29 protein-coding genes are annotated in these 25,890 nt (G+C 64.6%); 18 read left to right on the plus strand and 11 right to left on the minus strand.

Annotated features, from left to right (window positions below; all coding sequences use genetic code 11):
• Window positions 1-24: 24 nt before the first annotated feature.
• Window positions 25-627 (minus strand): superoxide dismutase, encoded by a 603-nt coding sequence (locus C1A35_RS29055; RefSeq protein WP_104667710.1) that lies wholly within the window; start codon window positions 625-627, stop codon window positions 25-27.
• A 218-nt stretch (window positions 628-845) separates the two neighbouring features.
• Here C1A35_RS29055 and C1A35_RS29060 point away from each other — a divergent pair, with 218 nt between their 5' ends.
• Both C1A35_RS29060 and C1A35_RS29065 read left to right on the plus strand, forming a co-directional pair.
• Window positions 846-1,184, plus strand: coding sequence for a hypothetical protein (locus C1A35_RS29060; RefSeq protein WP_104667711.1), 339 nt, complete (start codon window positions 846-848; stop codon window positions 1,182-1,184).
• Between the two features lie 2 nt (window positions 1,185-1,186).
• Window positions 1,187-2,068 (plus strand): phosphotransferase family protein, encoded by an 882-nt coding sequence (locus C1A35_RS29065; RefSeq protein WP_104667712.1) that lies wholly within the window; start codon window positions 1,187-1,189, stop codon window positions 2,066-2,068.
• A 16-nt stretch (window positions 2,069-2,084) separates the two neighbouring features.
• Here C1A35_RS29065 and C1A35_RS29070 read toward each other — a convergent pair whose 3' ends face one another.
• Window positions 2,085-2,966, minus strand: coding sequence for a branched-chain amino acid aminotransferase (locus tag C1A35_RS29070; protein ID WP_104667713.1), 882 nt, complete (start codon window positions 2,964-2,966; stop codon window positions 2,085-2,087).
• Window positions 2,967-3,119: 153 nt separating this feature from the next.
• On the opposite strand from C1A35_RS29070, the gene C1A35_RS29075 reads away from it, so the two are divergent.
• The 6 genes from C1A35_RS29075 (at window position 3,120) to tam (ending at window position 7,779) form a co-directional block, all read left to right on the plus strand.
• Window positions 3,120-3,647 (plus strand): GNAT family N-acetyltransferase, encoded by a 528-nt coding sequence (locus C1A35_RS29075; protein WP_104667714.1) that lies wholly within the window; start codon window positions 3,120-3,122, stop codon window positions 3,645-3,647.
• Entirely contained in the window at window positions 3,644-4,684 is a 1,041-nt protein-coding gene (locus C1A35_RS29080) for a zinc-dependent alcohol dehydrogenase family protein (RefSeq protein WP_104667715.1), read from the plus strand. The genes C1A35_RS29075 and C1A35_RS29080 overlap by 4 nt, the downstream gene beginning before the upstream one ends.
• Before the next feature lie 108 nt (window positions 4,685-4,792).
• On the plus strand, window positions 4,793-5,476 hold the full coding sequence (locus tag C1A35_RS29085; RefSeq protein WP_104667716.1) for a YoaK family protein: 684 nt from the start codon (window positions 4,793-4,795) through the stop codon (window positions 5,474-5,476).
• 106 nt (window positions 5,477-5,582) lie between these two features.
• Complete coding sequence (locus tag C1A35_RS29090) at window positions 5,583-6,143, plus strand: phosphatase (protein WP_104667717.1); 561 nt, start codon at window positions 5,583-5,585, stop codon at window positions 6,141-6,143.
• 191 nt (window positions 6,144-6,334) lie between these two features.
• Window positions 6,335-6,997, plus strand: coding sequence for a haloacid dehalogenase type II (locus C1A35_RS29095; protein ID WP_104667718.1), 663 nt, complete (start codon window positions 6,335-6,337; stop codon window positions 6,995-6,997).
• 11 nt (window positions 6,998-7,008) lie between these two features.
• Window positions 7,009-7,779: a trans-aconitate 2-methyltransferase gene (gene tam / locus C1A35_RS29100; RefSeq protein ID WP_104667719.1), complete on the plus strand. Its 771-nt coding sequence runs from the start codon at window positions 7,009-7,011 to the stop codon at window positions 7,777-7,779.
• 11 nt (window positions 7,780-7,790) lie between these two features.
• Here the strand turns inward: tam and C1A35_RS29105 are convergent, their stop codons facing one another.
• Window positions 7,791-8,684: a LysR family transcriptional regulator gene (locus C1A35_RS29105; protein ID WP_104667720.1), complete on the minus strand. Its 894-nt coding sequence runs from the start codon at window positions 8,682-8,684 to the stop codon at window positions 7,791-7,793.
• A gap of 139 nt (window positions 8,685-8,823) precedes the next feature.
• Between C1A35_RS29105 and C1A35_RS29110 the strand changes: the two genes are divergently transcribed.
• The 3 genes from C1A35_RS29110 (at window position 8,824) to C1A35_RS29120 (ending at window position 12,366) form a co-directional block, all read left to right on the plus strand.
• Complete coding sequence (locus C1A35_RS29110) at window positions 8,824-10,005, plus strand: MFS transporter (protein WP_104667721.1); 1,182 nt, start codon at window positions 8,824-8,826, stop codon at window positions 10,003-10,005.
• A 97-nt stretch (window positions 10,006-10,102) separates the two neighbouring features.
• Entirely contained in the window at window positions 10,103-10,939 is an 837-nt protein-coding gene (locus C1A35_RS29115) for an aldo/keto reductase (protein ID WP_104667777.1), read from the plus strand.
• A gap of 266 nt (window positions 10,940-11,205) precedes the next feature.
• Entirely contained in the window at window positions 11,206-12,366 is a 1,161-nt protein-coding gene (locus tag C1A35_RS29120; protein ID WP_104667722.1) for an MFS transporter, read from the plus strand.
• A gap of 42 nt (window positions 12,367-12,408) precedes the next feature.
• Here C1A35_RS29120 and C1A35_RS29125 read toward each other — a convergent pair whose 3' ends face one another.
• Window positions 12,409-13,320: a LysR family transcriptional regulator gene (locus C1A35_RS29125; RefSeq protein ID WP_104667778.1), complete on the minus strand. Its 912-nt coding sequence runs from the start codon at window positions 13,318-13,320 to the stop codon at window positions 12,409-12,411.
• Between the two features lie 100 nt (window positions 13,321-13,420).
• Here C1A35_RS29125 and wrbA point away from each other — a divergent pair, with 100 nt between their 5' ends.
• Together wrbA and C1A35_RS29135 are read left to right on the plus strand one after the other, a co-directional pair.
• Window positions 13,421-14,053, plus strand: coding sequence for an NAD(P)H:quinone oxidoreductase (gene wrbA / locus C1A35_RS29130; protein WP_104667723.1), 633 nt, complete (start codon window positions 13,421-13,423; stop codon window positions 14,051-14,053).
• Entirely contained in the window at window positions 14,053-15,255 is a 1,203-nt protein-coding gene (locus C1A35_RS29135; protein ID WP_104667724.1) for an MFS transporter, read from the plus strand. The genes wrbA and C1A35_RS29135 overlap by 1 nt, the downstream gene beginning before the upstream one ends.
• 75 nt (window positions 15,256-15,330) lie before the next feature.
• Here the strand turns inward: C1A35_RS29135 and C1A35_RS29140 are convergent, their stop codons facing one another.
• Window positions 15,331-15,723, minus strand: coding sequence for a hypothetical protein (locus tag C1A35_RS29140; protein WP_104667725.1), 393 nt, complete (start codon window positions 15,721-15,723; stop codon window positions 15,331-15,333).
• A gap of 249 nt (window positions 15,724-15,972) precedes the next feature.
• Between C1A35_RS29140 and C1A35_RS29145 the strand changes: the two genes are divergently transcribed.
• Together C1A35_RS29145 and C1A35_RS29150 are read left to right on the plus strand one after the other, a co-directional pair.
• The gene (locus C1A35_RS29145) at window positions 15,973-17,547 is read left to right on the plus strand and encodes a helicase HerA-like C-terminal domain-containing protein (protein ID WP_104667726.1); all 1,575 of its coding nucleotides are present in this window, start codon (window positions 15,973-15,975) and stop codon (window positions 17,545-17,547) included.
• Between the two features lie 85 nt (window positions 17,548-17,632).
• Window positions 17,633-17,845 carry an alkylphosphonate utilization protein gene (locus C1A35_RS29150; RefSeq protein ID WP_104667727.1) on the plus strand — a complete coding sequence of 71 codons (213 nt, stop codon included), beginning with the start codon at window positions 17,633-17,635 and terminating at the stop codon, window positions 17,843-17,845.
• Between the two features lie 56 nt (window positions 17,846-17,901).
• On the opposite strand, the gene C1A35_RS29155 is transcribed toward C1A35_RS29150, so the two are convergent.
• On the minus strand, window positions 17,902-18,144 hold the full coding sequence (locus C1A35_RS29155) for a hypothetical protein (protein ID WP_104667728.1): 243 nt from the start codon (window positions 18,142-18,144) through the stop codon (window positions 17,902-17,904).
• A gap of 108 nt (window positions 18,145-18,252) precedes the next feature.
• On the opposite strand from C1A35_RS29155, the gene C1A35_RS29160 reads away from it, so the two are divergent.
• Window positions 18,253-18,540 (plus strand): DUF1236 domain-containing protein, encoded by a 288-nt coding sequence (locus C1A35_RS29160; protein WP_104667729.1) that lies wholly within the window; start codon window positions 18,253-18,255, stop codon window positions 18,538-18,540.
• Between the two features lie 79 nt (window positions 18,541-18,619).
• On the opposite strand, the gene C1A35_RS29165 is transcribed toward C1A35_RS29160, so the two are convergent.
• Window positions 18,620-19,042, minus strand: coding sequence for an organic hydroperoxide resistance protein (locus C1A35_RS29165; protein ID WP_104667730.1), 423 nt, complete (start codon window positions 19,040-19,042; stop codon window positions 18,620-18,622).
• Between the two features lie 116 nt (window positions 19,043-19,158).
• On the opposite strand from C1A35_RS29165, the gene C1A35_RS29170 reads away from it, so the two are divergent.
• Entirely contained in the window at window positions 19,159-19,635 is a 477-nt protein-coding gene (locus C1A35_RS29170; protein ID WP_104667731.1) for a MarR family winged helix-turn-helix transcriptional regulator, read from the plus strand.
• Between the two features lie 74 nt (window positions 19,636-19,709).
• On the opposite strand, the gene C1A35_RS29175 is transcribed toward C1A35_RS29170, so the two are convergent.
• From C1A35_RS29175 to C1A35_RS29190, 4 genes are all read right to left on the minus strand, one after another.
• Complete coding sequence (locus C1A35_RS29175) at window positions 19,710-20,498, minus strand: L,D-transpeptidase family protein (protein WP_104667732.1); 789 nt, start codon at window positions 20,496-20,498, stop codon at window positions 19,710-19,712.
• 140 nt (window positions 20,499-20,638) lie between these two features.
• Window positions 20,639-22,972, minus strand: coding sequence for a putative bifunctional diguanylate cyclase/phosphodiesterase (locus C1A35_RS29180; protein ID WP_104667733.1), 2,334 nt, complete (start codon window positions 22,970-22,972; stop codon window positions 20,639-20,641).
• A 174-nt stretch (window positions 22,973-23,146) separates the two neighbouring features.
• Complete coding sequence (locus C1A35_RS29185) at window positions 23,147-24,517, minus strand: PepSY-associated TM helix domain-containing protein (protein ID WP_104667734.1); 1,371 nt, start codon at window positions 24,515-24,517, stop codon at window positions 23,147-23,149.
• Window positions 24,518-24,644: 127 nt separating this feature from the next.
• Window positions 24,645-25,013 (minus strand): hypothetical protein, encoded by a 369-nt coding sequence (locus tag C1A35_RS29190; protein WP_104667735.1) that lies wholly within the window; start codon window positions 25,011-25,013, stop codon window positions 24,645-24,647.
• Between the two features lie 200 nt (window positions 25,014-25,213).
• Between C1A35_RS29190 and C1A35_RS29195 the strand changes: the two genes are divergently transcribed.
• Window positions 25,214-25,876: a glutathione S-transferase family protein gene (locus tag C1A35_RS29195; RefSeq protein WP_104667736.1), complete on the plus strand. Its 663-nt coding sequence runs from the start codon at window positions 25,214-25,216 to the stop codon at window positions 25,874-25,876.
• Window positions 25,877-25,890: the final 14 nt, after the last annotated feature.

A 25,890-nucleotide genomic window follows, 5' to 3' on the forward strand; every position in this document is an offset into this window, starting at 1 on the left:
GGTCATGCATCGAACACGAGCCGCTTACTTGGAAGCCGCTTCGTACATTTCAAGCACGTAGTCCCAGTTGATCAGGCTGTCGACGAAGGCTTCGAGGTACTTCGGACGCGCGTTGCGGTAGTCGATGTAATAGGAGTGTTCCCAGACATCGACGCCGAGGATCGGCGAGGCGCCGTGCACGAGCGGGTTTTCGCCGTTCGGGGTCTTGGAGATTTCGAGCTTGCCGTTCTTGACCGAGAGCCAGGCCCAGCCCGAGCCGAACTGGCCGGTGCCGGCGGCGATGAAATCGGCCCGGAACTTGTCGTAGCCGCCGAGATCGGACTTGATGGCTGCTTCGAGCTTGGCCGGCAGGCTGGTGCCCCCGCCGCCCTTCTTCATCCACTTCCAGAAGTGGATGTGGTTGTAGTGCTGGCCGGCATTGTTGAACAGCGGCTGGTTGGTGCCGTAGGACTTCTTGACGACTTCCTCCAGGGACAGGTCGGAGAGGCCAGCTTCTTCTGCAAGCTTGTTGCCGTTGGTCACGTAGGCAAGGTGGTGCTTGTCGTGGTGGTACTCGAGCGTCTCGCGCGACATGTAGGGGGCCAGCGCATCGTAGTCGTAGGGAAGGTTCGGCAATTCGAAGGCCATGTGGGCATCTCCTCTTGGCATGGAATTTCGTCGGGAAATCCGTGAGCGGGAACATAGGCACCGGCCCCCATGGAGGCAACCGATGCAATGCCAATTTTTCCTCAACCCACGGAATATACTTTCAACATCATTTTGAAAGCATGACGCTTTCGAGCACATTCATGCCACGGTTTGCTTGCAGCCTGCCGCCGACCACAACCATGCATAAAGGACAGCCTATGCCGCAGCGCCTGATGACCGCCCTTTCCCTTTCCGCAGCCGCAGCGCTCTTCGCATCCAATGCCGCAGCCTCCTCCGGCGACGCATGGGAGAGCTTTCGCGCAGAGGTTTCGCAAAAGTGCCTGGCGGCCGCCTCATCGCTCGAAAAGGCCAGCACCGTCGTCGACCCCTTCGGCTCGGAAAGTTTCGGCCTGGCGCTGGTGATCGGCACGCCGAAAGGCTCCGAGGCGGCCGTGACCCAGATCTGCGTCTTCGACAAGCAGAAGAAGACGGTCGAACTCGGCGGCGAACTGACACCCGATACGGTGAACATCGCCGTTCCAACCAAGGCGCAATAGGCTTGGACAATTCGTCCCTCGACAGCCTGCGCCAGGCGATCACCCGCGTCTATCCAGACCTTGTGGGCGCAGCCTTCACGCTCGCAACAGCCGGCTGGCATTCTGTCGCGGTGGATGTCGATGATCGCCTGATCTTCAAGTTTCCACGCCACGACATTGCCCGCGCGGCGCTGGTCAAGGAGGCGGCCCTGCTCGCGCTCATCCGTCCGGCCGTCGCGATGCCGGTACCGGACCTGACGCTGCACGACGGGCCGCCGCTGTTCTCCGTGCACGGGAAGCTGAAGGGCGAGCACCTTCCCCCCGATGCCTACGGGGCCCTTCCGGAAGCGGCGCGCGAGCGGCTCGGGCGAAAGCTCGCGCAGTTCTATGCAGAGATTCATGCGCTCGATGGTCAAGCAATGGCGGCGGCCGGCGCCGGCGCGCTCGAGCCCTGGCTGACACCTCGGGAGATCAGGGCGAAGGCTCTGCCGGCTGTGCCCGCCGAACACAGGCGGCTGGCGGAGACGACGATCGCCGCATTCGAGGCGATGGCGCCGGACCCCTGCGGCTCGACCTACGGGTTCTTCGACGGCCACGGCTGGAACATGGCCTTCGACCATGCCCGGCAAGAATTGAACGGTATTTACGACTTTGCCGACAGCGGCATTGGTCCGCTGCACCGCGAGTTCATCTATTCGAACCTGATCTCAAGCGACCTGACCGAACGGATCGTCACCCATTACGAGCGGCTGACCGGGCGTTCACTCGATCGCCGCCGCATCCTTGTGCTCTCGGGAATGCACCGGCTGACGGAGCTTGCCGAGCTTGCGGATGATCCCGAACATGCGCCCGAGATGGTCCGCTTCTTCAATCGCTGGGCGGAGACCGCCGGCGCCCTGCTCTAGACGCCGACGTTTATGCTCAGATGTCGCGCGCCGCGTGCGCCCAGTCCATGTAAAGGTCGCGGGCCTTGGCTGCGACCGGACCGGCCTGCAGGTCGCGGCTTTCGAGGCGCGTCACCGGCAGGACCTTGGAATAGTTGCCTGACGTGAAGATCTCGTCGGCCGCTTCGAAGTCGGCCATCGTCAGCGTCGCTTCAACGACTTCGAAACCGGCCGCGCGCAAGAGCGTCATCACGCGGAAGCGGGTGATGCCGGCAAGGAAGGTGCGGTTGGCAGCCGGCGTGAAGACGACGCCGTCCTTGACCAGGAAGACGTTGGAGGAGCCGGTCTCGGCAATATTGCCGAGCATGTCGCGCACCAGTGCGTTGTCGAAGCCGCGCGAGCGGGCTTCGGTCAGGATGCGCGCATTGTTCGGATAGAGGCAGCCGGCCTTGGCGTCGGTCGGCATCGATTCCAGCGTCGGCCGGCGGAACGGCGAAAGCGTCAGCGACGAGCCGCCATGGCCATTGCCCATCGGCGCTTCGAACAGGCAGAGCGCGAAACGGGTCGATTCCGGATCGATGGCGACAACACCGGCCGCGCCGTGCTCGGCCCAGTACATCGGCTTGACGTAGAGCGCCGTCTTGCCGTCGAACTTCTTGGCGCCTTCCCAGGTCAGCGCCTCGATTTCTTCCGCAGCCATCGTCGGCTTCAGGCCAAGCGCCGTTGCCGAGCGGTTGACGCGCTGGCAATGCAGGTCGAGATCGGGCGCGACGCCATCGAAGACACGAGCGCCGTCGAACACCGTCGAACCCAGCCACATCGCGTGCGAGGTCGGGCCGATCAGCGGCGGATTGCCCGAGAGCCATTCACCATCGACATAGGTCCAGGTCACTGAGCGGGGGGATGTATCGACGGCCATTGGCGTCTCCTTCAGGTTTTTTGTTCTCATTCCTCGGCATAACCCGAAAAAACAGCATCGTGGTGAATGGGTCTATCAAAAAATGTCATGGCGGCCATTCTGGTCGGCAGGCGAGCTCTCGCTTAGTCTCTCGCTTCAAAGAAGGGAGCAACCGTGCGCATCAAGCATCTCGACCAGGACGACGTGGACGTCTTCCGCCAGATCAGGCTGGAGGCGCTCAACCGCGCGCCCGAGGCCTTCGCGTCGACGGCCGCCGACTGGGAGCGGCTTTCGACCGAGGAATGGCGTGCGCGGTTGACCGCCAATGCCGTCTTTGTCGCGTTCGAAGACGACCGGCCTCTGGGGATCATGGGGCTGATGCGCGAACGCGCGAGCCGGCTGGCGCACCGGGCCACGATCATCATGGTTTATGTGCGCGACGAAGCGCGCGGTTCCGGCGTGGCGCGGCGTCTTCTGACCCATCTGACCGACCAAGCTCGCGCCTCCGGCATCCGTCTGCTCGAACTCGTCGTGCGTGCAGACAACCCCGCGGCTATCCGCTTCTACACGCGCGAGGGCTTTCGCGAGATCGGCCGTGTGCCGGGCGGGATGTTCGATGGCGAGAAAGAAGTCGACGAGATCTTGATGGCACGGCATATCGACGGCCGCGACGCGCCGGCAGGGCAAGGAGTACCCAAATGAGAGCGATGTATTACGACGCCTTCGAGAAGACGCCGGAAATCCGCACACTTCCAGATCCGACCCCGACCGAAAACGGCGTGGTCATCAAGGTCGAGGCGACAGGGCTCTGCCGTTCCGACTGGCATGGCTGGATGGGCCACGACGCCGACATCCGCCTGCCGCATGTGCCGGGCCACGAACTGGCGGGCGTCGTCACCGCGACCGGCCGCGGCGTCATGCGCTACAAGGTCGGCGACCGCGTCACCGTGCCCTTCGTTTCCGGCTGCGGCCGCTGCGGTGAGTGCCGCTCGGGCAACCAGCAGGTCTGCGAGGCGCAGTTCCAGCCGGGCTTTACCCATTGGGGTTCTTTTGCCGAATACGTGGCGCTCGACTTTGCCGACCAGAACCTCGTGCATCTGCCTGAAAGCATGGACTTCACCACAGCCGCAAGCCTTGGCTGCCGCTTCGCCACCTCGTTCCGCGCCGTCGCCGACCAGGCCAAGGTCAAGGGCGGCGAGTGGGTGGCGGTGCATGGCTGCGGCGGTGTCGGCCTGTCGGCGATCATGATCGCGGCGGCCCTCGGCGCCCAGCCGATCGCCATCGACATCGCCGAAGACAAGCTCGCCTTCGCGCGCAAGCTCGGCGCGGTCGCTGTCATCAACGGCCGCGAGGTCGAGGACGTTGCAGCGGCGGTGAAGGAGATTACCGGCGGCGGCGCGCATGTGTCGATCGACGCGCTCGGTAATCCGGTGACCTGCTTCAACTCGATCAAGAACCTGCGCCGACGCGGACGCCACGTCCAGGTCGGGCTGATGCTCGGCGACCAGGCGACGCCCGCGATCCCGATGGCGCAGGTGATCGGCCACGAGCTCGAGATCTACGGCAGCCATGGCATGCAGGCCTGGCGTTACGACGCCATGCTGACAATGATCGCAGACGGCAAGCTGAAGCCGCAGCAGCTGATCGGCCGGGAGATCTCGCTTGAAGAGGCGATCCCTGCCCTCACCGCCATGGACCGCGCGACCGACCTCGGCATCAGCGTCATCACGCGGTTCTGAAGACCACGGCAAGCCCGGATCACTCCATCCGGCAGGCAATATGAGGGGCACCCATTCCGACTCACCGTCCGCATGCGCTAGCCTTGTCCCCAATCGGGGACAAGGCAGATGACCATTGCGAGACGGCGAAGACTGATCAAGCGGCAGCGCACCGGCACGGCGCTGGCCGTTGCCGCCACGATCTCGTTTCTCGCCGGCATGACCGACGCGATCGGGCTCTTGAGCATCGGCGACTTCGTCTCCTTCATGAGCGGCAACACCACGCGGGCGGCGATCGCGCTCGGCGACGGCGATTTTACCGGCGCCCTGCTGCTTGTGGGTGCGCTCGGAGCGTTCATCATCGGCAACGCACTCGGCGTGATAGCGGCGGCGCGTCTCGGGGTCGTCGGCGTCCTCTCGATGGTCAGTCTCGTGCTGATGCTCTGCGCCGGCCTCGGAACCTCGATGCCGCGGCCCTTCTATTTCTACGGCATCGTGCTTGCCATGGGCCTGGTCAACGCGGCGGTCGAGCATATCGAGGGCCTGCCGATCGGGCTCACCTATGTGACCGGCGCCCTTTCCCGTTTCGGGCGCGGCCTCGGGCGCTGGCTACTCGGCAACACCAACCGTCAATGGCTCATGCAGATCGTGCCCTGGCTCGGCATGTTCTCTGGCGCCGTCGCCGGCGCGGTGTTGCAGCGCCACTTCGGCCCGGCATCGCTCTGGGCTTCCTTCGCTCTCAGCACAGCGCTCACGCTGGCCACCATTCTCGTGCCGTCGCGCTGGTCGAAGCGCTACATCAACCCGGGTTGACCCCCTTCCAGCCACAGCTTTTCGCCCCTCCCCAAGATTTTGCCCTTAAGCCCAAGCCGGTTTCAGGGCAAAATCCGCGCTGAAGAATCACGAGCGAGGTCCTGCCATGGCGCTAGCGGCAGCCGTTACTGCGGATGAACTCTACCATCCCCTCCTCAAGGCCAATCCGGCGCATCCGGCCGGCTGGCCCATCCGGATCATCGTCAGCTCGCAGACCGAAGCGCGGCACAATCGCGCGCTCTGGGCGCCGACGCACCTGATCTCCATCCGCGCGCCCGGCAGCCGGCTCCTGTCGATGATCGAGCTGCCGCCGGAGCGTCACCTGGAGCTCTATTTCGGCGACACCACCGATCCGGACGAACCGGATGCGGCCCGCCTGGAGGCGATCGAAGCGGCCTTCGCCTTCGTCGACCGCTTGCCGGAAGACGCGCATCTGCTCGTCCATTGCCTGCGCGGTATCGGACGGGCCACGGCGCTTACCCTCGGCATTCTCGCCCGCTCCATGCCGCCGGAAGACGCGGCCGCGGCCCTGCATGCGCTTCGCCCGGAAGCCAAGCCGAACCGGCATGTGGTCAATCTGTGCGACACAACGCTCGGGCTCAAGGGCAAGCTCGCCAAGCAGGCGCTGCGGTTCCCGGCGAAAGTCTGGAAACCTGCCAAGAGCTGAAGCGAGAAACCTTCGGTCGCGCGACCGGCCGTTGTGCGATGCACAAATATTTGACATGATCCGCGTAAAGAACGGTGACAGTGGGCTGCTCGATCGGGCATGATGCTGTAAGCCTTTGTTTTCGGATGGGCTTTGACGCGGCCATGCTGCCGTGACATGCCAGCGCCGAAGACAAGATACGGGAGGAAACGATGTCCCACGCGGCCTATGTGTTTGACGCCTACGGCACGCTCTTCGACGTGCATGCGGCCGTCAGGCGCCACGCTGAGGAGATCGGCCCGGACGGTCAGGCTTTCTCCGAACTCTGGCGGGCCAAGCAGCTCGAATATTCCTGGGTGCGCTCGTTGATGGGCAGCTACCAGGATTTCTGGCAACTGACCGAACAGGCGCTCGACTACGCCTTCGCGCGCTTTCCCTCCGCCGATCCGAAACTGCGCAAGAGATTGCTCGACGCCTATTGGACGCTCGACTGTTACCCGGAAGTGCCGGCGGTTCTGAAAGGCCTCAAGGAGCGCGGCGCAAGGATCGCGATCCTCTCCAACGGCTCGCCGGCGATGCTCGCCTCGGCGGTGCGCAATGCAGCACTCGATATCGTCATCGACGACGTCTTTTCGGTCGACGCCGTGAAGGCGTTCAAGACGGCCCCTGCCGTCTACGATCTCGTCACCACCAGCTATCGGCTCTACCCGCACGCGGTGTCCTTCCAGTCGTCGAACCGCTGGGACATCGCCGGCGCAACCAGGTTCGGCTTCCGCACCGTGTGGATCAATCGGGCGGACATGCCCGACGAATATCGCGATCACGGGCCGGCGCTGATCCTGCCCTCTCTCGAAAGCCTGCAATTCGGTATCTGAAGGAGTTCTCCATGGCCTGGTCGCCCGCGCAGTATCTGAAGTTCGAAGACGAACGCACCCGACCAGCCCGAGACCTCCTCGCCCAAGTGCCCGACCTGCCCGACGGCGTCGCCTTCGACCTCGGCTGCGGCCCGGGCAACTCCACCGAGCTCATCCGCGACCGGTTCCCCTGGGCCACGCTTTCCGGCCTCGACAGCGACGAGAACATGCTCGTTGCGGCGGCAAAGCGACTGCCGGGCATCACCTTCGAGAAGGCGGATCTTGCAAGCTGGGTCCCCCCGGCCGGTGCGTCGCTGTTTTACGGCAACGCCGTCTTCCAATGGCTTCCGAACCACCTCACCATCTTCGAAAGACTGATGTCCGCACTCGTGTCGGGCGGTACGCTCGCGGCGCAGATGCCCGACAATCTTGGCGAGCCGAGCCATCTGCTGATGGAGGAAACCGCGCGCAGCCCGGCATTCGCGGACGCCTTCGCGGAGAAGACGATCCGCCGCAATCCCATGCCCGGCCCGGCAACCTATGTCGAATGCCTGGCGCCGCGGGCGGCCAATATCGAGGTGTGGCACACGATCTACCACCACCGCCTCGCCAACGCAGAAGCAATCGTCGAATGGGTGAAAGGCACGGGGCTGCGCCCCTATCTCGATACCCTGCCGGAGGACAGGCGCGACGCCTTTGTTGCTTCCTATACGGATCGGATCCGGGCTGCCTATCCGGCCATGAACGACGGCAAGGTTCTTCTGCGTTTCCCACGATTCTTCATCGTCGCCGTGAAGGCGTAGCGCCGGCGGCGCTACATGCGCCCGGCCAGGAAATCGATGAAGGCGCGGATGCGGGCGGCCAGATGCTCGTGGCCGGCATAGACGGCATAAACGGTCTCGATTTCGCCCGATCGATGGTCTTCGAGCAACGGCACGAGCGTGCCGGCCTCGAAATCCGGCTCGACATGGAACCGTCCGATACGGCCGATGCCGACGCCGGCAAGGCAAAGCTGGCGGACGATCGAGCCGCTCGAAACCTGCATGTTGCCGAAGACCGTACGGTGCTCCACCTGAGACTGACCCGGCCCGCGAAACGCCCATTCGTCGACGCTGCGGCGGAAATTGAAGCGAATGCAATTGTGGCCGTCGAGATCGTCGGGGGTCTGTGGGACGCCATGCTTTTCCAGATAGGCGGGCGAGGCGATCACCACCGGCCGGGTTTCCATCAGCTTGCGCGCCTTGAGCGATGAATCACGCAGCGGTCCGGTGCGGATCGCCACGTCCGTCCGCTCGCCGACGACATCGATCATGCTGTCGGTCAGCGTCAGGTCGAGCTGGACCTCCGGGTATCGCGCCAGGAACTCCGGCGCGAGCGGCATGATGTAGCGCTCGCCGAAGCCGACGGCTGCATTGACGCGCAAGAGCCCGCGCGGCGCCATGCGTCCGCCGGCGGCAACGACATGTTCCGTCTCGGCGATTTCGCCGAGGATCCGCTGCGCCCTCTGGAAGTAAACCTCGCCTTCGGGCGTCAGCTGCAGTGTCCGGGTCGAGCGCACGAGCAGGCGCGTGCCCAACCGGTCTTCGATACGGGTCACCAGCTTGCTGACGGCCGACGGCGAAAGCTTCAGGCGGCGCGCGGCAGCGGAAAAGCTGCGCATCTCCGAAACGGCCACGAAGACCTCCATCTCCCCCGCCCGATTGTCCATGCATCACCTTTGAATCAAATTCACAGTCCTTTGTACCATTATGCTGATTATCATAATGAGTGCCAAGGCTCATATTCCGCCCGACTTCAACAACAACCCACACGCCCGGTGCTCCCAGCCGGGTGGGAAAGGTCTCGTCGTGCCTATTGCCATTCTTGCGCTGACGATCGCGGCCTACGCGATCGGAACCACGGAATTCGTGATCGTCGGCCTGCTTCCGACGGTCGCCACCGACCTCAATGTCACCCTGCCGCTCGCCGGCCTGATCGTCAGCGTCTATGCGCTCGGCGTCACCTTCGGCGCGCCGGTACTGACGGCGCTCACCGGCCGGATCGAGCGCAAGCCGCTGCTGATCGGCCTGATGGCGTTGTTCATCGTCGGCAATGCCGCCGCAGCATTGTCGCCGAGCTATGAACCGCTGCTCGTCGCCCGCGTCATTTCCGCCTTTGCCCATGGCGTGTTCTTCTCGGTCGGCTCGACCATTGCCGCCGACCTCGTTCCGGAAGACCGCCGGGCCTCGGCCATTGCCATGATGTTCATGGGCCTGACCGTCGCGATCGTCACCGGCGTGCCGCTCGGCACCTGGATCGGCCAGACATTCGGCTGGCGCGCCACGTTCTGGGCCGTGACCGGTCTCGGCGTCATCGCGCTCACCGCGATCGCCACCCTTCTGCCGAACACGCTTTCCAAGGCGCCGCCGGCCAAGCTCGTCGACCAGGTGCGCGTACTCGGCTCCGGCCGTCTGCTGATCGTCTTTGCCATGACCGCGCTCGGCTATGGCGGCACCTTCGTCGCCTTCACCTTCCTGGCGCCGATCCTGCAGGACATCACCGGCTTTTCGGAAAGCGCCGTCAGCCTGATCCTGGTGCTCTATGGCGTCGCGATCGCCATCGGCAACATTGCCGGCGGCAGGATCGCCAACCGTGATCCGGTCAAGGCGCTTGTCGGCCTGTTCCTCGCGCAGGCGGCCGTCCTGGTGCTCTTCACCTTCACGGCCCCGTCGCCGGTGCTGACGCTGGTCACGCTCGCGGCCCTCGGCTTCCTGTCCTTCGCCAATGTGCCTGGCCTGCAGCTCTATGTCGTGCAGCTTGCCAAGCAGCATCGCCCCGGCGCCGTCGATGTCGCCTCCGCGCTCAACATCGCAGCCTTCAACCTCGGCATCGCCGTCGGCGCCTGGCTCGGTGGCGTCATCGTCGCCTCGCCGCTCGGCCTTGGCATGACGCCCTTCATCGGCGCCCTGCTCGTCGCCGCCGCCCTGCTGCTCACGCTCTTGAGCGGCGCCCTCGATCGTCGTCAGGGTGCGGCCTACCAACCGGCTTGAACAGTCGGACCAGAAGACCACCTATAGCATCGTTCCTTTCACGCCCGGCCACCGGCCGGGCGACGCCTAACATGCCATGTACAAGGAGTTACTCACCATGCATTCCGTCAATTCCAACGGCGCCAACATCCCGGCGCTCGGTTTCGGCACCTTCCGCATGCCCGGCGCCGACGTGCTGCGCGTGCTGCCCGAAGCCCTGAAGCTCGGCTTCCACCATGTCGACACGGCGCAGATCTACGGCAACGAGGCCGAAGTCGGCGAAGCCATCCACGCGTCCGGCGTCGCACGCGCCGATATCTTCCTCACCACCAAGGTCTGGGTCGACAAATATGCGCACCGCGACTTCCTCGCCTCGGTCGACGAGAGCCTGAAAAAGCTGAAGACCGACCATGTCGATCTGCTTCTCCTGCATTGGCCGGGCGGCAGCGACGTGCCGATGGCCGAGCGCATCGGCGCCCTCAACGAGGTGCACAAGGCCGGCAAGGTCCGCCACATCGGCGTCAGCAACTTCAACGCGGCGCAGATGGAAGAGGCGGTGAAGCTCAGCGACGCGCCTATCGCCACCAACCAGGTCGAGTACCACCCTTATCTCGACCAGACCAAGGTGCTGCAGACCGCCCGCAAGCACGGCATGTCGATCACCGCCTACTACGCGATGGCGAACGGCAAGGTGCCGAACGATCCGCTCTTGAAGGAGATCGGCGCCCGCCACGGCAAGACCGCCGCCCAGGTGGCGCTGCGCTGGCTGGTGCAGCAGAAGGACGTGATCACGCTGTCGAAGACCGCGACGGTCGATCGGCTGAAGGAAAACTTCGCGATCTTCGACTTCGCGCTCGGCGACGGCGAAATGGCCGAGATCCACGCCCTTGCCCGAGCCGACGGCCGCATCGTCAACCCGGAAGGCCTCGCGCCGGTCTGGGACAAGGCTGCCTGATCTCATCGCTTGGATCGAGCGGAATGCGGGCGGAACACCGCTTACACTTTTCCTCATCCCGCCCTCTTCGGTTGGAGCGGGATGCGGGCGGAAAACCGCTTACACTTTTCCTCATCCCGCTCTCTTGGATTGGAGCGGGATGCGGGCGGAAAACCGCATGCACTTTTCCTAATCCCGCCCCGGCATTTCGCCGCCGGTCCATTTCCAGCCGGCGGCGGATAGGTTATGGACATCGCCTCCAGGACACCGATCAGAGGGAGGGGGCGATGTCGTTGCACGAGGCACAGGCGAGCGATTTCGCTCCTGACTGGCCGGCGATCATCGCCGTCGTTCTCGGCGTGACCGCCTTCTCGGTCGCACAGGGGCTCACCTATCCGCTGATATCGCTTTCGCTTGAAGGCCGCGGCGTTTCGGCCGGCATGATCGGTCTCAATGCCATGGGCTTTGCCGCCGGCCTCGGCGTCGCGACCCTCGTTCTCGGCCGGCTGACGCGGCTTGCTTCAGCCGACAAGCTGATCATCGCCAGCCTCATCGGCTGCTCCACCTGCCTCGCGACGCTTGCCTCGACCTCGGAACTCGCCATCTGGTTCGTGGCGCGCTTCGCTCTCGGCTTCTTCGTCAGCATGGTCTTCATGCTTGGCGAAGCCTGGCTGAACACCGCCTGCCCCGACCGGCTGCGCGGCCGCGTTTCCGGCCTCTACGGCGCCGGCATGTGCGGCGGCTTTGCCGCCGGTCCGCTGGCAATCCCCCTGCTCGGCACGAGCGGCGGTCTCGGCTTCGCGCTGCTTGCGATCTATATCGCGCTCGTCGCCTTCCTCACCGGGCTCCTCACCATGGGCGCGCGCACACGGCCCGAGCCGTCCTCGACGCGCGACCTTTTCGCCTTCTTCACCAAGGCGCCGATGCTGATCCTCATGGTGCTGATGTTCGGCTTTGCCGATATCGCGGCGATCTCCGCGATGCCCGTCTATTTCGTCAAGACCGGCCATAGCCAGGCCTTTGCCGCGCTCAGCGTCACGGCGCTGGCGATACCGACGGCGCTTGCCCAGCCTTTCATCGGCGTGCTTCTCGACCGGCTGCCGCGCCGCCGGGTGGCGATCTCGGCGGCCGCCGTCGCTGCGACAGGCTACCTGCTTGTGCCGTTCCTCTCGTCCGATATCGCGCTGCTGCTGACCTTCGCCTTTATCGGCGCTGCCAGCTTCGCGCTTTACACCGCCGCCCTCACCATGCTCGGCGAGGAATATCGCGGCAGCATGCTGGTTGCCGGCAGCGCCGCCTTCTCGCTCGCCTATGCCGCCGGCAGTGCCGCTGGTTCCGGTGCAACCGGTGCGCTGATGAACTTCATCAACCCCGTCGCCGGCCCGATCGGCGTCGGCGTCGTGCTCGTGGTCTTCACGCTCGCCTTCGCGCTGAACGGCCGGCGCTGAAGCGCTGGCGCGCGCGTGCGCGACGGTAGCCAGCACCCGGCTTCAGGGGCCGGCACAAAGCTGCGCGAGCGCCTCGCCGAAAACGCGTGCGGCCGGTCCGAGCGGCTCGTCGATCCGGTGGATGAGATAGGCCTCCGCGCTCACCTGGCTGTTGCGCCCAAGGGCGGCCGTCGGCATGCGCACGAGCCGGCCTTCCGCAAGGTCGCGCTTCACCTGCCAGGATGGCAGCCGGCCCCAGCCGAGGCCGGAGCGGATCATCGCATGTTTCGTGTCCTGGCTGCTGACACGGCAGGTTTGCGGCGAGAGCACGCCGAAGTCGCGGCCGACGGTGCGCTGCGACGGATCCGACTGGACGATCTGCAGATGGTCGGCAAGCTCGGCATTGTCGAGCACCTCGCCCCCCGCCCGCAGGCCAAGGGGATGATGGGCGGCAACGACCGCAACGAGTTCGACCGTCGACAGCGCCCGGCGGGCGATCGCCGCATCGCGGAAATCCTCGCCGACGGTGATACCGAGCGTGAAGCGGCGATCGACAAGACCATCGAGCGGCCCGCCGAGCGGCAGGACAGCGAGCCGGATGGACACATCGGGATAGACGCCGCGCATCTCCTTCAGCGCCAGGCCGACTGTCTCGATCGGAAACAGCGTATCGACGACCAGCGAAAGCTCGAGCTCGATACCTTCGCCGAGCCCGCGGGCCCGGGCACGCATCGCGTCCACCCGCAACAGGATATCGCGGGCATTGGCGAGCAGCGCCCGCCCCTCCGCGGTCAAGGACGGCCGATGCCCGGATCGGTCGAACAGGGCGACACCCAGTTCGGCCTCCATGTTGGCGATGGCGTGGCTGACGGCCGATTGCACCCGTGAAAGCCTGGCAGCGCCGGCGCGGAAGCTCCCGCTTTCGGCGACGGTCACGAAGGTCCGCATCTGGTCGAGGGTGAGTGCGTCCAGCATGATCGATTCCATAGATCATCTTGATGAAAATTATATCACTCCAAGAGATCAAGAAAAGCACCCATCTTATCCCTGAACAGCGATCCAGAAGGACAGCGGAATGACCAAGGTGCTCGTGCTCTACTATTCTTCCTACGGCCATATCGAGACCATGGCGAAGGCCGTCGCCGAGGGGGCCCGCGCCGCCGGCGCCGACGTCGCGTTGAAGCGCGTGCCGGAGATCGTGCCCGAGGCGGTGGCGATCAAGGCGGGCTACAAGCGCGACCAGGAGGCGCCCGTCGCCACGGTCGCCGAACTGCCCGACTACGATGCGATCATCATCGGCACGCCGACGCGGTTCGGCAGCATGGCGGCCCAGATGAAGAACTTTCTCGACCAGGCGGGCGGCATCTGGGCGCAGGATGCACTGGTGGGGCGCGTCGGCGGCGTCTTCACCTCAAGCGGGAGCCAGCACGGCGGCCAGGAAGCGACGATCCTCGCCACCCACACGGTGCTGCTGCATCTCGGCATGGTGATCGCCGGCCTGCCCTACACCTTCAAGGATCAGATGCGCATGGACGAAATCACCGGCGGATCTCCCTATGGCGCCACCACGCTTGCCGACAACGGCCATGGTGGCGATCGCCAGCCGAGTGCCAACGAACTGAACGGCGCACGCTTCCAGGGGCGCCACATTGCAGAACTGTCAGCCGCCCTCGTCGCCGGTCGTGCGCGGGTACCGGAGCCCGCGTGATGACCATTGCTGTGAGCCTCATTCGAGAAAGAACCGACTGGAGCGGCGTGACGACCGTCGTTGCGGCCGGCATCGTCGCCGCGATGCAGGTCGGCAAGGGGCTGATTGCCGGCCCCATGCTTCAGTCCGACCTTGGCCTCGACCTCTCCGCCCTCGGCTGGATCACCTCGGTTTTCGCCATCGTCGGCGTCGTCGGGGGCATGGCGGCTGGCGCATTCGTCACTGTGGCCGGCGACCGGCGCCTGCTCGGCGCCGGCATGGCGCTGCTGGCTCTCGGTTCCTTCGCCGGTGCGGCCAGCCCGGCATTCACGCTGCTTCTGCTGTCACGCATTGTCGAGGGTTTCGGCTTTCTGCTCGTCGTCGTCGCCGGCCCCGCCATCCTCATGCGCCTGGTGACGTCAGAGCGTCGCGACCTCGTCTTTGCGCTCTGGAGCTGTTTCATGCCCGCAGGCATGGCGATCGCCATGCTGACGGGGCCCGCTTTTGCCGATTGGCAGGCGATCTGGTGGAGCAACGGGCTGCTTGCGCTCGCAAGCCTCGTCTCCATCTTCCTGGCCGTGTCGCCGTCCGGGCAATCCCCCCGCGTCGCGTCCCGCTTCCGGGATGATGTGGCCGAAACGCTGACGAGCCGCGGTCCGGTTCTGCTCTTCGTGCTGTTTTCGCTCTACAGCCTGATGAGCTTCACGCTTTCGAGTTTTCTGCCGATCCTGTTGATCGAGCGCCTGCAGGTCTCGCTCGGAACCGTCGGCCTCTTGAGTGCCATCATCACGCTGGTCAACGTCTTCGGCAATCTTGCCGCCGGCCATCTGCTGTCGCGCGGCGTCGCCCGCGGCCGGCTGGTCGCAAGCGCCGCGGTGCTGACGGGCGTGTCCGGCCTGTGGATCTTCCTGAGCCCGTCGGGCGGACATCTGGTCCTGGCGCTCTGCGTTCTGTTTTCCGCGATCGGCGGGCTCATTCCGGCAACACTGATTTCATCGGTGCCGCTCCTGTCACCGCGTCCCGCGCTTGCGCCAATGGCAATGGGGCTTTTGATGCAGGGCAGCAACCTCGGTCAGCTCGTCGGCCCCGTCGCGGTCGGTACGGCCATCGAGTTCTACGGGTGGACGTCGGGCGCGGTCTTCATCGGCGCCGGAGCGCTCCTCTTCATCGCGCTGGCACCCACGCTTGAACGCGCGCTGCGGGCCACCCGGCCGGAACGCTGACGGTCGCCGCCGGCAACAAAAAACCCACCGGCCAAGGCCGGTGGGTTTCGCAGAGCAGCCGGGACGATCCGTGGATCAGACGAACTGGCTGAGGCCCGGAACCGAGGCGACGACTTCGTCGACCACGTCAGCGCCGGCCTTTTCCTTGGCAAATGCAATGGTTTCCTTGGCAAGCCCGGTGATTTCACCCATGCCGAGGCCCTGGCTCATCAGCTGCTGGCCGAGCGCCATGACGCCGCCGCCACCGATCGCCGACATCAGGCCGCCGAGCAGACCGCCGCCGCCGGTGCCTTCGCCATTGTACTGGGCAATCAGATCGCTGGCGCCCGGGATGGCTTCGATCATCTGGGCGACCGGACCGTCTGCGGCTTCGCGCTGCAGAAAGCCGAGGATCATGCCGACGGCCTTTTCGGCCGTTGCCGGCTCGATGCCGACGTTCTCAGCAACGCGCGTGACCAGTTCATTCATGGACAAACTCCCTCATTTGGATTTTTGACGTTGACGTCAAGGTAAATGATCGCTCGGCAAATAACAAGCCGTGAGCAGTGACTATCGGCCCATCGATGTCGCCGCTTTCCGGCTGCGGATGGGCACAGCCTTGTTGCCGGGCGCAACCGCACCACCTATAACAGAAATCCAGCCACATTTCGATGACGGCGGGCCCCTGCGACACTGCGAAGCGCCCGCTTTCATTGAAGAAACGGAGATGAAGCCCACATGTTGGAAGAAGGCAAGCTCTTTATCGGCACCAGCCGCAAGCCTGATGATTCGATCAACAAGGGCGAGTATCTGGAGCTCAAGTTCGGCAACCGCCACGGCCTGGTCACCGGCGCGACGGGTACCGGCAAGACGATCACCCTGCAGGTGCTGGCCGAAGGGTTTTCCAACGCTGGCGTCCCGGTCTTCTGCGCCGACGTGAAGGGCGATCTCTCCGGCATCGGCGCGATCGGCGAGCCCAAGGATTTCATCCTGAAGCGCGCGGAACAGATCGGCCTGCCGACGAACCCTTACGAGTTCCAGGAGTTCCCGGTCATCTTCTGGGATCTTTACGGCGAGAAAGGCCACCGTGTCCGCACCACCATGTCGGAGATGGGCCCCCTTCTCCTGTCGCGGCTGATGAATGCGACCGACGCGCAGGAAGGCGTGCTCAACATCGCCTTCAAGATCGCCGACGAGGGCGGGCTGCCGCTGCTCGACCTGAAGGACCTGCAGGCGCTGCTCAACTACATGGGCGACAATGCCAGCGCGCTTTCCAACCAGTTCGGCTTCATCTCCAAAGCCTCCGTCGGCTCGATCCAGCGCGAACTGCTGATCCTTGAGCAGCAGGGTGCCGAACATTTCTTCGGCGAGCCGGCGCTGAAGATCACCGACATCATGCGCACCACCAATGACGGCCGCGGCGCGATCTCGGTGCTGGCCGCCGACAAGCTGATGATGAACCCGCGGCTTTACGCGACCTTCCTGCTCTGGCTGCTGTCGGAACTCTTCGAGGAACTGCCGGAGGTCGGTGACCCGGACAAGCCGAAGCTGGTCTTCTTCTTCGACGAGGCGCATCTGCTCTTCAACGATGCGCCGAAGGCGCTGGTCGAACGCGTCGAACAGGTCGTGCGCCTGATCCGCTCCAAGGGTGTGGGCGTCTACTTCGTCACCCAGAACCCGCTCGACGTGCCGGACACGGTGCTCGGCCAGCTCGGCAACCGCGTCCAGCATGCGCTGCGCGCCTATACGCCGCGCGACCAGAAGGCGGTGAAGACCGCCGCCGACACCTTCCGCCCGAACCCGGACTTCGACTGCGCCACCGTCATCACCAATCTCGGCACCGGCGAGGCTCTTGTCTCGACGCTTGAAGGCAAGGGTGCCCCCTCGATGGTCGAGCGTACGCTGGTGCGCCCACCGCAATCGCGCGTCGGCCCACTGACCGAGGCGGAGCGGCAGAAGGTGATGGACGTCAGCCCCGTCCGCGGCCTTTACGACGAGGATTTCGATCGTGAGTCCGCCTACGAGATCCTGACGGCACGCGCCAAGAAGGCAGCCGACGCGCAGGCCGAGGCGCAAGCCCAGGCCGAACAACAGACGAGCGAGGCCAATAGCGGCGGCAGCCGCTGGACGCTGCCGGGCTTTGGCGACGACGAGCAGGCAGCGCCGGCCGGCAAGCAGGCTCGGCCGCGCAGCTCGGGCTACCAGCGCGAAACGGTCGTGGAAGCGGCGATGAAATCGGTCGCCCGCACCGTCGCGACCCAGGTCGGCCGCGCCCTGGTGCGCGGCATCCTCGGCAGTCTCAGCCGGCGCTAACCAGGGCCGCCAACGACGCGGCCAACCATTCTCGCGCGCCCTGAACCCATCAGGGCGCGTCGTCATTTCTGAAAGGAGCATTGCCATGGACGTGAAGGATTCAAACGGCGCCATTCTCAAGGACGGCGACAGCGTCACCCTGATCAAGGACCTGAAAGTGAAGGGAACCTCGACGACGCTGAAGCGCGGGACGATGGTCAAGGGCATTCGCCTCACCGACAACCCCGACGAGGTCGAATGCCGTGTGGAAAAGATCAAGGGTCTGGTGCTGCGTACCGAATTTCTGAAGAAGGCCTGAGGCTGGCGCGGATGCCGGCGCGGCAAAAGATGACCTGACGGCCGGCCCTGCCGCCGTCAATGCCGCGTCTTGGTGACAGTGACTGTGCTCAAGCGGCGCCCGCCCACCGCAACGGCGGCCCGCTGGGTAGCAGCGTATTCGTCCGTCAGCTCCAAAAGAGCCAAGGCGATCTCGTCCCAATGCCATCCCACCCGCTCGGCGAGATCCGTCAGCAGTTCGAACTCCTCGCGTAAAGCGGTTGCGCATTCGAGTTCGCGCTGCGCGAGCGTGCAGGTTCTGGTTTTCGGCCTGGCGATCATCCATCGCACCTCCTGCTCATCAACTCCCAGCCAGAGCTAAGGTTCCAGCGCAGCGCGACGGGAACCAAACGCCTCCCGGGCCGTTGGCTAGGGACAGGAGGCATTGTCATGAGGAAAATCATCCTAGCCAGTTTTGCCGCAAGCCTTGTCTTTTCCGGCGTCGCCCTGGCTCAGACCACGACGATCGTCGTTCCCGGCGAGGTCAAAACATACGTCCTTCAGCAAACCAGCCCATCGGCGACCTATGACGGCACTGTCGTCGTGGGCGAACCCTTGCCCGACACAGTCGAGGTCTACCCGATCCCGCAGCAGCCGTCCTACGGCTATGTCGTCGTCAACGAGCAAAGGGTACTGGTCGATCCGCAAAGCAGGCGGGTGATCGAGGTTCTGCAGTAGACCGGCAGACAGCATGCCCGGAAAAGAAGAAGCCCGGCAAGGACTGCCGGGCTTCTTTCAAAAGGGGATCTGAGAAGACTCAGGCGACGGTCAGCTTGACGTCGATGTTGCCCTTGGTCGCGTGGCTGTAGGGGCAGACGATATGCGCCTTCTGGACCAGGTCTTCGAGCACTGCCTTGTCTACGCCCGGCGACGAGATCTGAAGTGCTGCGTCGATGCCGAAGCCGGTGCCGTCTTCGCGCGGGCCTATGCCGACGGTCCCCGTCACCGTGGTGTCTTCCGGCAGCTTTACCTTCTCCTTGCCGGCAACGAATTTCAGCGCGCCGAGGAAGCAGGCCGAATAACCGGCTGCGAAGAGCTGTTCGGGGTTGGTGCCACGGGCGCCGTCGCCGCCGAGTTCCTTCGGGACGGTGAGCGTGACATCGAGCACGCCGTCGGCGCTCTTGGCCTGGCCGGCTCGGCCACCGGTTGCGGATGCAGTGGTGCGGTAAAGAATGGGCATTGGCGGGGTCTCCTTTGCGTTTCCGAGTGGATGCGTTTTAGATAGCGCAAAATTCAATTGTACGCAAATTAATTTTGCAAATTGCATTTTCGGCGTCTTTTTGCGACAATGACTGCATGGCGAACAAGGCAGTACATAGCGACACCATCCCCGAGGAAGCACTCGCGCTCGGCAAGCAGCTGTGTTTTGCGGTCTACTCCGCGGCGCATGCATTCAACCGCGCCTACAAGCCGCTGCTCGACCGTTTCGGCCTCACCTATCCCCAATATCTCGTGCTCCTGGCGCTCTGGCAACAGGACGAGATGACGGTCAAGCGGATCGGCGAGGAGATCGGCCTGGATTCAGGAACGCTGTCGCCGCTTCTTAAGCGCCTGGAGGCAGCCGGCTATGTCGGCCGCCAGCGCGACCCGAGCGACGAGCGTCAGGTGATCGTGCGGCTGACGGACAAGGGCCAGGACCTGAAGAACGAGGCCTTCGGCATCCTTGTGGGCATCAGCAAGGCCTCGGGATGCAGCCTGAAGCAAGCGGAAGACATTCGCGAGACGCTGCATCAACTGACGCGACAGCTCAATGCTGGCCCCGGTGAGGATTGACCAAGCGGCCTTCCGCTCGACGCGGTGGGTGCTGCGCGGAAATGTGAGAGGCGGATATCCGCCCCTGCCCGTCATCAGATAACGAGGATCGGCGCCTTGCCGCGGACGCGATCGTAGAGATCCATGACGTCCTGGTTGAGCATGCGCACGCAGCCGGACGAGACCGCCTTGCCGATCGATTTCCATTCCGGCGTGCCGTGGACGCGGTAGAGCGTGTCCTGGCCATTCTGGAAGATGTAGAGCGCGCGTGAACCGAGCGGATTGTTGAGGCCTGGGGCCATGCCGCCGTTCTTGGCCGAATAGGGTTTTAGCTGCGGCTGGCGGGCGACCATGCTGTCGGGCGGCGTCCAGCGCGGCCACTTCTGTTTCCACTGGATGACGCCGCGACCCGACCAGGCAAACCCCTCGCGACCGAGGCCGACGCCGTAACGCAACGCCCGGCCACCCGGCTGGATCAGATAGAGGTAGCGGTCGCCGGTATCGACGACGATCGTGCCCGGCTGCTCGCCGAAGGGATCGCTGACCTCCTGGCGGTAGAAGCGCGCGTCGATCTGGCGATACGGAATTTCCGGCACCTGGTAGCCACTGTCGCTCACGGAGGCATAGATGTCCGAGACGTAGAGGCCCTGCGGCGGCAGACCGGTTGGAACTGGCCCTGGGCCATCCTGCCTTTCATAGATGCCTTCGGCGCGCGGATCGGTAAAGCGCCCCTCGACCGCTGGATTGCGGAACACCGGCGCCGTCTCATAACGAAAGACATCCGTGTTCATCGACGAAGTGCAGCTTGCAAGACCGGCGGAGGCGAGCGCCACACCGGACGAGCGAAGAAACTGGCGACGGGAGAAAAGGATTGAAGAGGACATCGAACTCTGGGGGCTTGAGTGCGGCATGAGGAGTGCTGCATGAATTTGCTTAACGAAATGCTACGCACAGCCCCCACGGATCGGTGCGATGCTTGCATTTACGGCTGGAACGAGGCTTGCGTCGCGGCGGGCGGCAACGTTCAAACGCTGTGGATACTGAACCGCGGCTGGCGCATCAGCGTTTCGAAATCCGCTGCGGAGAGCGGGTGGCTAAAGAAGTAGCCCTGGATCTCGTCGCAACCGCTCTGGCGAAGGAACTCCACCTGGGCCTGGTTTTCCACACCCTCGGCAATGACACGAAGGCCGAGGTTCCGCGCAAGCGAAATGATCGCGGCGGTGATCGCGTTGTCGTCGAGATCGGTCGGAATGTCGGCGACGAAGGACCTGTCGATCTTCAGGCGGCGCACCGGGAAACGCTTGAGCGCGCTCAAGCTCGAATAGCCGGTGCCGAAGTCATCGATCGCCAGGTGCACGCCGATCGTCTGCAACTCGTGCATGGTGGCGATCGCGCCCGGAACGTCCTGCATGATCAGGCTCTCGGTCAACTCGAGTTCGAGGCAGAACGGATCAAGCCCGGTCTCGGCGAGGATCGCTGCCACGTGACCGGCCCAGTTGCGCTCGCGGAACTGGCGCGCCGAAACGTTGACGCTGATGATCAGCGGCGGCAGGCCGGCATCCTGCCAGGCCCTGGCCTGCCGGCAGGCGGCATGCAGCACCCAGTCGCCGATCGGCACGATCAGCCCGGTCTCCTCGGCAAGCGGAATGAACTCTGCCGGCGAGACCGCGCCGCGTTCGGGATGACGCCAGCGCAGCAAGGCTTCGGCCGCAAAAACTCGCCCATTCGCGAGGTTCATTTGCGGCTGAAACTGCAGGAAGAACTCCTCCCGCGCGAGCGCCGTGCGCAATTCTTCCTGTTGCCTGAGCTTCTCATGGGCCTTTGCGGCCATCTCTTCGGTGAAGACCTGCAGGTTGTTGCGGCCGAGCTCCTTGGCCCGGTACATCGCCATGTCGGCATTGGCGAGCAGCTCGCCGACCGTCTTGCCCTGGTTGGGAAAACAGGCAACCCCCATGCTGCAGGTGACCTGCAGGCTGCGACCCTCGATCTGCATCGGCGCGGCGATCGCCCGCCTGATGTCCTCGAGTCTCGCCAGCACGATGTCGCGTTCGCAGGGGAGCCCGTTCAAAAGCAGGATGAATTCGTCACCGCCGACACGCACGACCATGTCGGACTTGCGCACCGAGGCGCGCATGCGCGAGGCGGTAACCTTCAACAGCTCGTCGCCGGCCGCATGGCCGAGCGTATCGTTGACCAGCTTGAAGTTGTCGAGATCGAGAAAGGCGAGCACGGCCCATTGGCCGCTGCCGCGCAGGGCTTCCAACGCCTCGGCGACCTGTTCCTCGAACAGCGCGCGGTTCGGCAGGCCGGTCAGTGCGTCGTGATGCGCCATGAAGCTGATGCGATCATCGGCCTGCTTGCGCTCGATCGCGATGCCGGCGAGATGCGCCGCCATGGCGATCAGTTCCTTCTGCGGGTCATTGGGCACGCCGACCGATTCGGAATAGAGCGCGAAGGTGCCGAGCACCTTGCGTTCGCGCGAATGGATCGGGGTCGACCAGCAGGAGCGGAAGCCGTAGGGGCGGACGAACTCGCGGTAGTCGTCCCAGAGCGGATCGGTCAGAATATCCGACACGATCACCTGCTCGCCGCGCCAGGCGGCGGTGCCGCAGGAGCCCATTTTGGGGCCGATCTCGACGCCGTGGATCGTCGCGCAATAGGCCTCGTCCAGGCTCGGCGCCGCGCCATGGAACAGATAGCGGCCATCGGCCGACAGCAACAGCACAGATCCCTTGATGCCCGGCATCAAGGCTTCGATCAAGAGGATCATGTCGCGGAAGAAAGCGTCGAGCGGCCGGCCGTTGGCGATCATCTCGAGCAGGCGCGCCTGCCCTTCGAGCAGCCGTTCGGCCGCCTTGCGGTCGGATATGTCGCGCGATACGCCAACGATACCGACGATCTTGCCGCGTTTGTTGCGCAGCGGCACCTTGGAGGTCATCAGCCAGCGGTCGCGGCCCTTGCTGACGATGGCGCGCTCCTCGATGCCGAAAATCGGCTCGCCGGTTTCAATCACGCGACGTTCGATGTCGGCGATCGCCTTGGCCATCTGCGGCGGATGGAGATCGAAATCGGTCTTGCCGACGATATCCTTCAGGGTTTCGAGCCCGTTGTCGGCGACGGTCACCTGATTGGCGATCAGAAACCGGCCATCGACATCCTTGGCATAGATGTAGTCGGGCACATGGTTGATCATCGTTTCCAACCAGTAGTGGCGGTCGGCGATGTCGGGTTCGCTCGGAAAGATGCGCGCCACCTCCTCGGCCAGCCGCGTGCTGGCATCGATCAGGCGACGCGTTTCCTCGTTGCCGCCGGCGTTGAGGGCGGCGTATCGCGGATTGCGGGACGTGTTCTTCGCCAAGCAAGGCCTCCCGACGCTTTTCGCCGCGTCGCTGGTCGATCTTTCCCCACTTCACGTTAGACGAGCAAGAGTTAGCTCTTCCTAAATAACTGTAGAAAAATCGTGTAGAGGTTGCAATCTCCAAGTCGCACCAGCCGATGAAAAGGGTGGACGACACCACCCTCCCGTGTCGGCTCAGGACAGCCGCCGGCGCGCCGTCGGTATCCGCATCAGCAATTGATCGAGGACCACCATGACGACGATGGCAATTCCCGTCAACGGAAACGCCAGCCCGAAGAGAATGGCCATGAGCCACAATCCTACATAGACGCTGCGCCTCGGCGGCATCGGCGGCACGCCGATCTGCCCGGCCGGGCGGCGCTTCCACCACATGACGACGGCGGAAAGGGAAACGAGCACGATCGCGATGCAGGCGCCCAGCATCAGGAGCTGGTTGAAGCGTCCCCACTCCTGCCCCTTGTGCACGTTGATGCTCCATTCGATGGCCTTGCCGAGCGCCGGGTAGTCGCCGAAGGCAATGTCGACCAGCGGCTTGCCGGAATACTGGTCGATATGGATCGTGCGCTCGCGCGCGAGATCGGCGGGAAAAATCGCCGCGGTATAGACGCCGGTCTCGTCCAGCGGGATCGCCAGTTCGTAGCCCGGCAGCATGCCGGCGGCATCGGCGATCGCGACGGCGCGGTCGACGCCGACCGGTTCGGCCGGATCACCGCTCGATGCCGGAACCGGAGCGTTCTCCATCAGCCAATTGGCCCTCGGCAGCACGTCGGTCGAGACCTTGCCGGAGCTCGGAACCTCGTCCCAGAGCGCTGCGGGATAACCAAGGCCCATCGCCGTCAGCTTGCCGTTGACGGTTGCGCCCCAGTAGCCGGACCACAAAAGCCCCGAGAACGCGAGGAAAACGATCAGCAGGCCCGCGCCGATACCGGTCACGGCGTGAAGGTCGCGCCAGAAGACGCGGCGCGCGGGCGTTCCGCGCACCGTCAGGACGCCGCCTGTCTGCTGGCGCGGCCACCAGAGATAGATGCCGGTAAAGACCAGCAGGATCGCAAAGCCCGCGACGATCTCGATGATCTTTTCGACCGACTTGCCGAAATAGTCGAGACTATGCAGGTCCTCGACCACCTGGTTGAACTCCTCGGATGGTGCGACCCGATCGAGGACGGCGCCGGTGTAGGGATCGACGAAGACCAGCAGGCGGGCCTTGCCGATGCCGACCGTGACCCGCGCGGAGCGGTCCGCGCCGGCCGGCGTGCGGTAGGAGACGGCAGCGCTGCCGGGCACGGACTCCACGGCGGTGGCGACGATCGCCGAGGGCGACAGCCGTTCGGCACCGACAGGCACAATGTTGCGATAGGCAAAGACGGTGTCGTCGATCTCATCGTTGAAAAGGTAGAGGCCGCCTGTGAGTGCCAGGCTGATCATGAAAGGAATGACCAGCAGGCCGGCAAAGAAGTGCCAGCGCCAGATGGCGCGATAGAGCGAAATGCCGCGCTCGGCGGCCATCGGCTGCGCAGCGGCGCCGGTGAAGGATGCGGTTGTCATGGATGTCTCCGGGGAAGGCCGCCTTGTGCGCCTTCGCCTCTTGAGGACCGGGGCGGCTCTGGACCGCGCAACCGCGCCGAAACAAGTTCGACGCCTCTGCGGCCGGTCAGTCGCCGTCTAGCGGATATCAGGCGGAGAAGGCCGACGGGGGCGCTCTTGGTCCGGCACCGGTCAAACGAACGGCACGAACGAGCACAAGCGCGCCCGATGGGAGGGACGGCTGGACCGCCGGCAGTTGTGGCGGGGCCGAAAGTCGATACGGCGTCGGCAACGCGCCCGGCGCGACCAGGCAGCACGACTGGCACCCGTGGCACGTCTTGCCATCCTTGCCATCGCTGTCGGCATGATCCGAAAGGCAGAGGTCCGCAAGGGTGCCGTCGGGAAGGACATAAGCCGCCATGTCCGGTGCGACCGGCATCGCGACGGCAGGCTGCTGGACGAGCGCCGACAGGATGAGAACCAGCGCGCACAGCGTGCGCGCCGCCCAGTCCGTCAACCGATCCCCCAGAAACCGTCGCGCCAAATGTGCCCCCATAATCGAGAGCGACAGCTAAAGGCCCGGGGCACGAATGGCAAGCGGGCAATGAGCCGCAGCTCGCATCAAAACATTTCATGCGTGACATCAGCGGCATGCACTTTCGCCCCTGGTCGCACTTGCCTAAGACAAGCGCACGGCAACGACGGGAGAAATTCGGCATGCTGACGATCTATGGGGTCTATCGCTCGCGCGCATCGCGCAACTACTGGATGGCGCGGGAGCTCGGCATTCCCTTCAAGTCCGTCCCGGTCCTACAGGCGCGGCGGGTCGCCGATCCGCTGGCCGCCGACGCGCCGATCAACACCAAGTCTCCCGCCTTTCTCGCCGTCAATCCGATGGGGCTGATCCCGGCGATCGAAGATGACGGCGTCGTGCTGACGGAATCGCTTGCCAACAATCTCTATCTCGCGCGCAAGCATGGTGGCCCGCTCGCACCCGCCGACATCGCCGAGGAGGGGCTGATCGGCAACTGGACGATGTGGGCGGCGACGGAGGTCGAGCCGCATGCCGTCGAGATCATCCTGACCTATGACTATGGCGCCGAGGAAACCGCGGCGGGCAAGGCCACGATCGCGGCCTGCGCGAAGTCGCTCGAACGGGTGTTTGCCCGCATGGAACAGCACCTCGACGGGCGCGACTATCTCGTCGGCGACCGCTTCACCGTCGCCGACCTCAATCTCGCGGAAGTCTTCCGCTACGCCATGAGCCAGACGCAGCTGTTTCAGACGCATCCGCGCGTTTCGGCCTGGCTTGCCCGCTGCCATGCCCGCCCGGCGTTCAAGGCGATGATGGAGGAGCGGCTGAAAGAGCCGGCGGATTGAGCGGACAAAAAGGC

This window comes from Ensifer adhaerens (assembly GCF_002940685.1).
Lineage (GTDB): Bacteria > Pseudomonadota > Alphaproteobacteria > Rhizobiales > Rhizobiaceae > Ensifer > Ensifer adhaerens_E.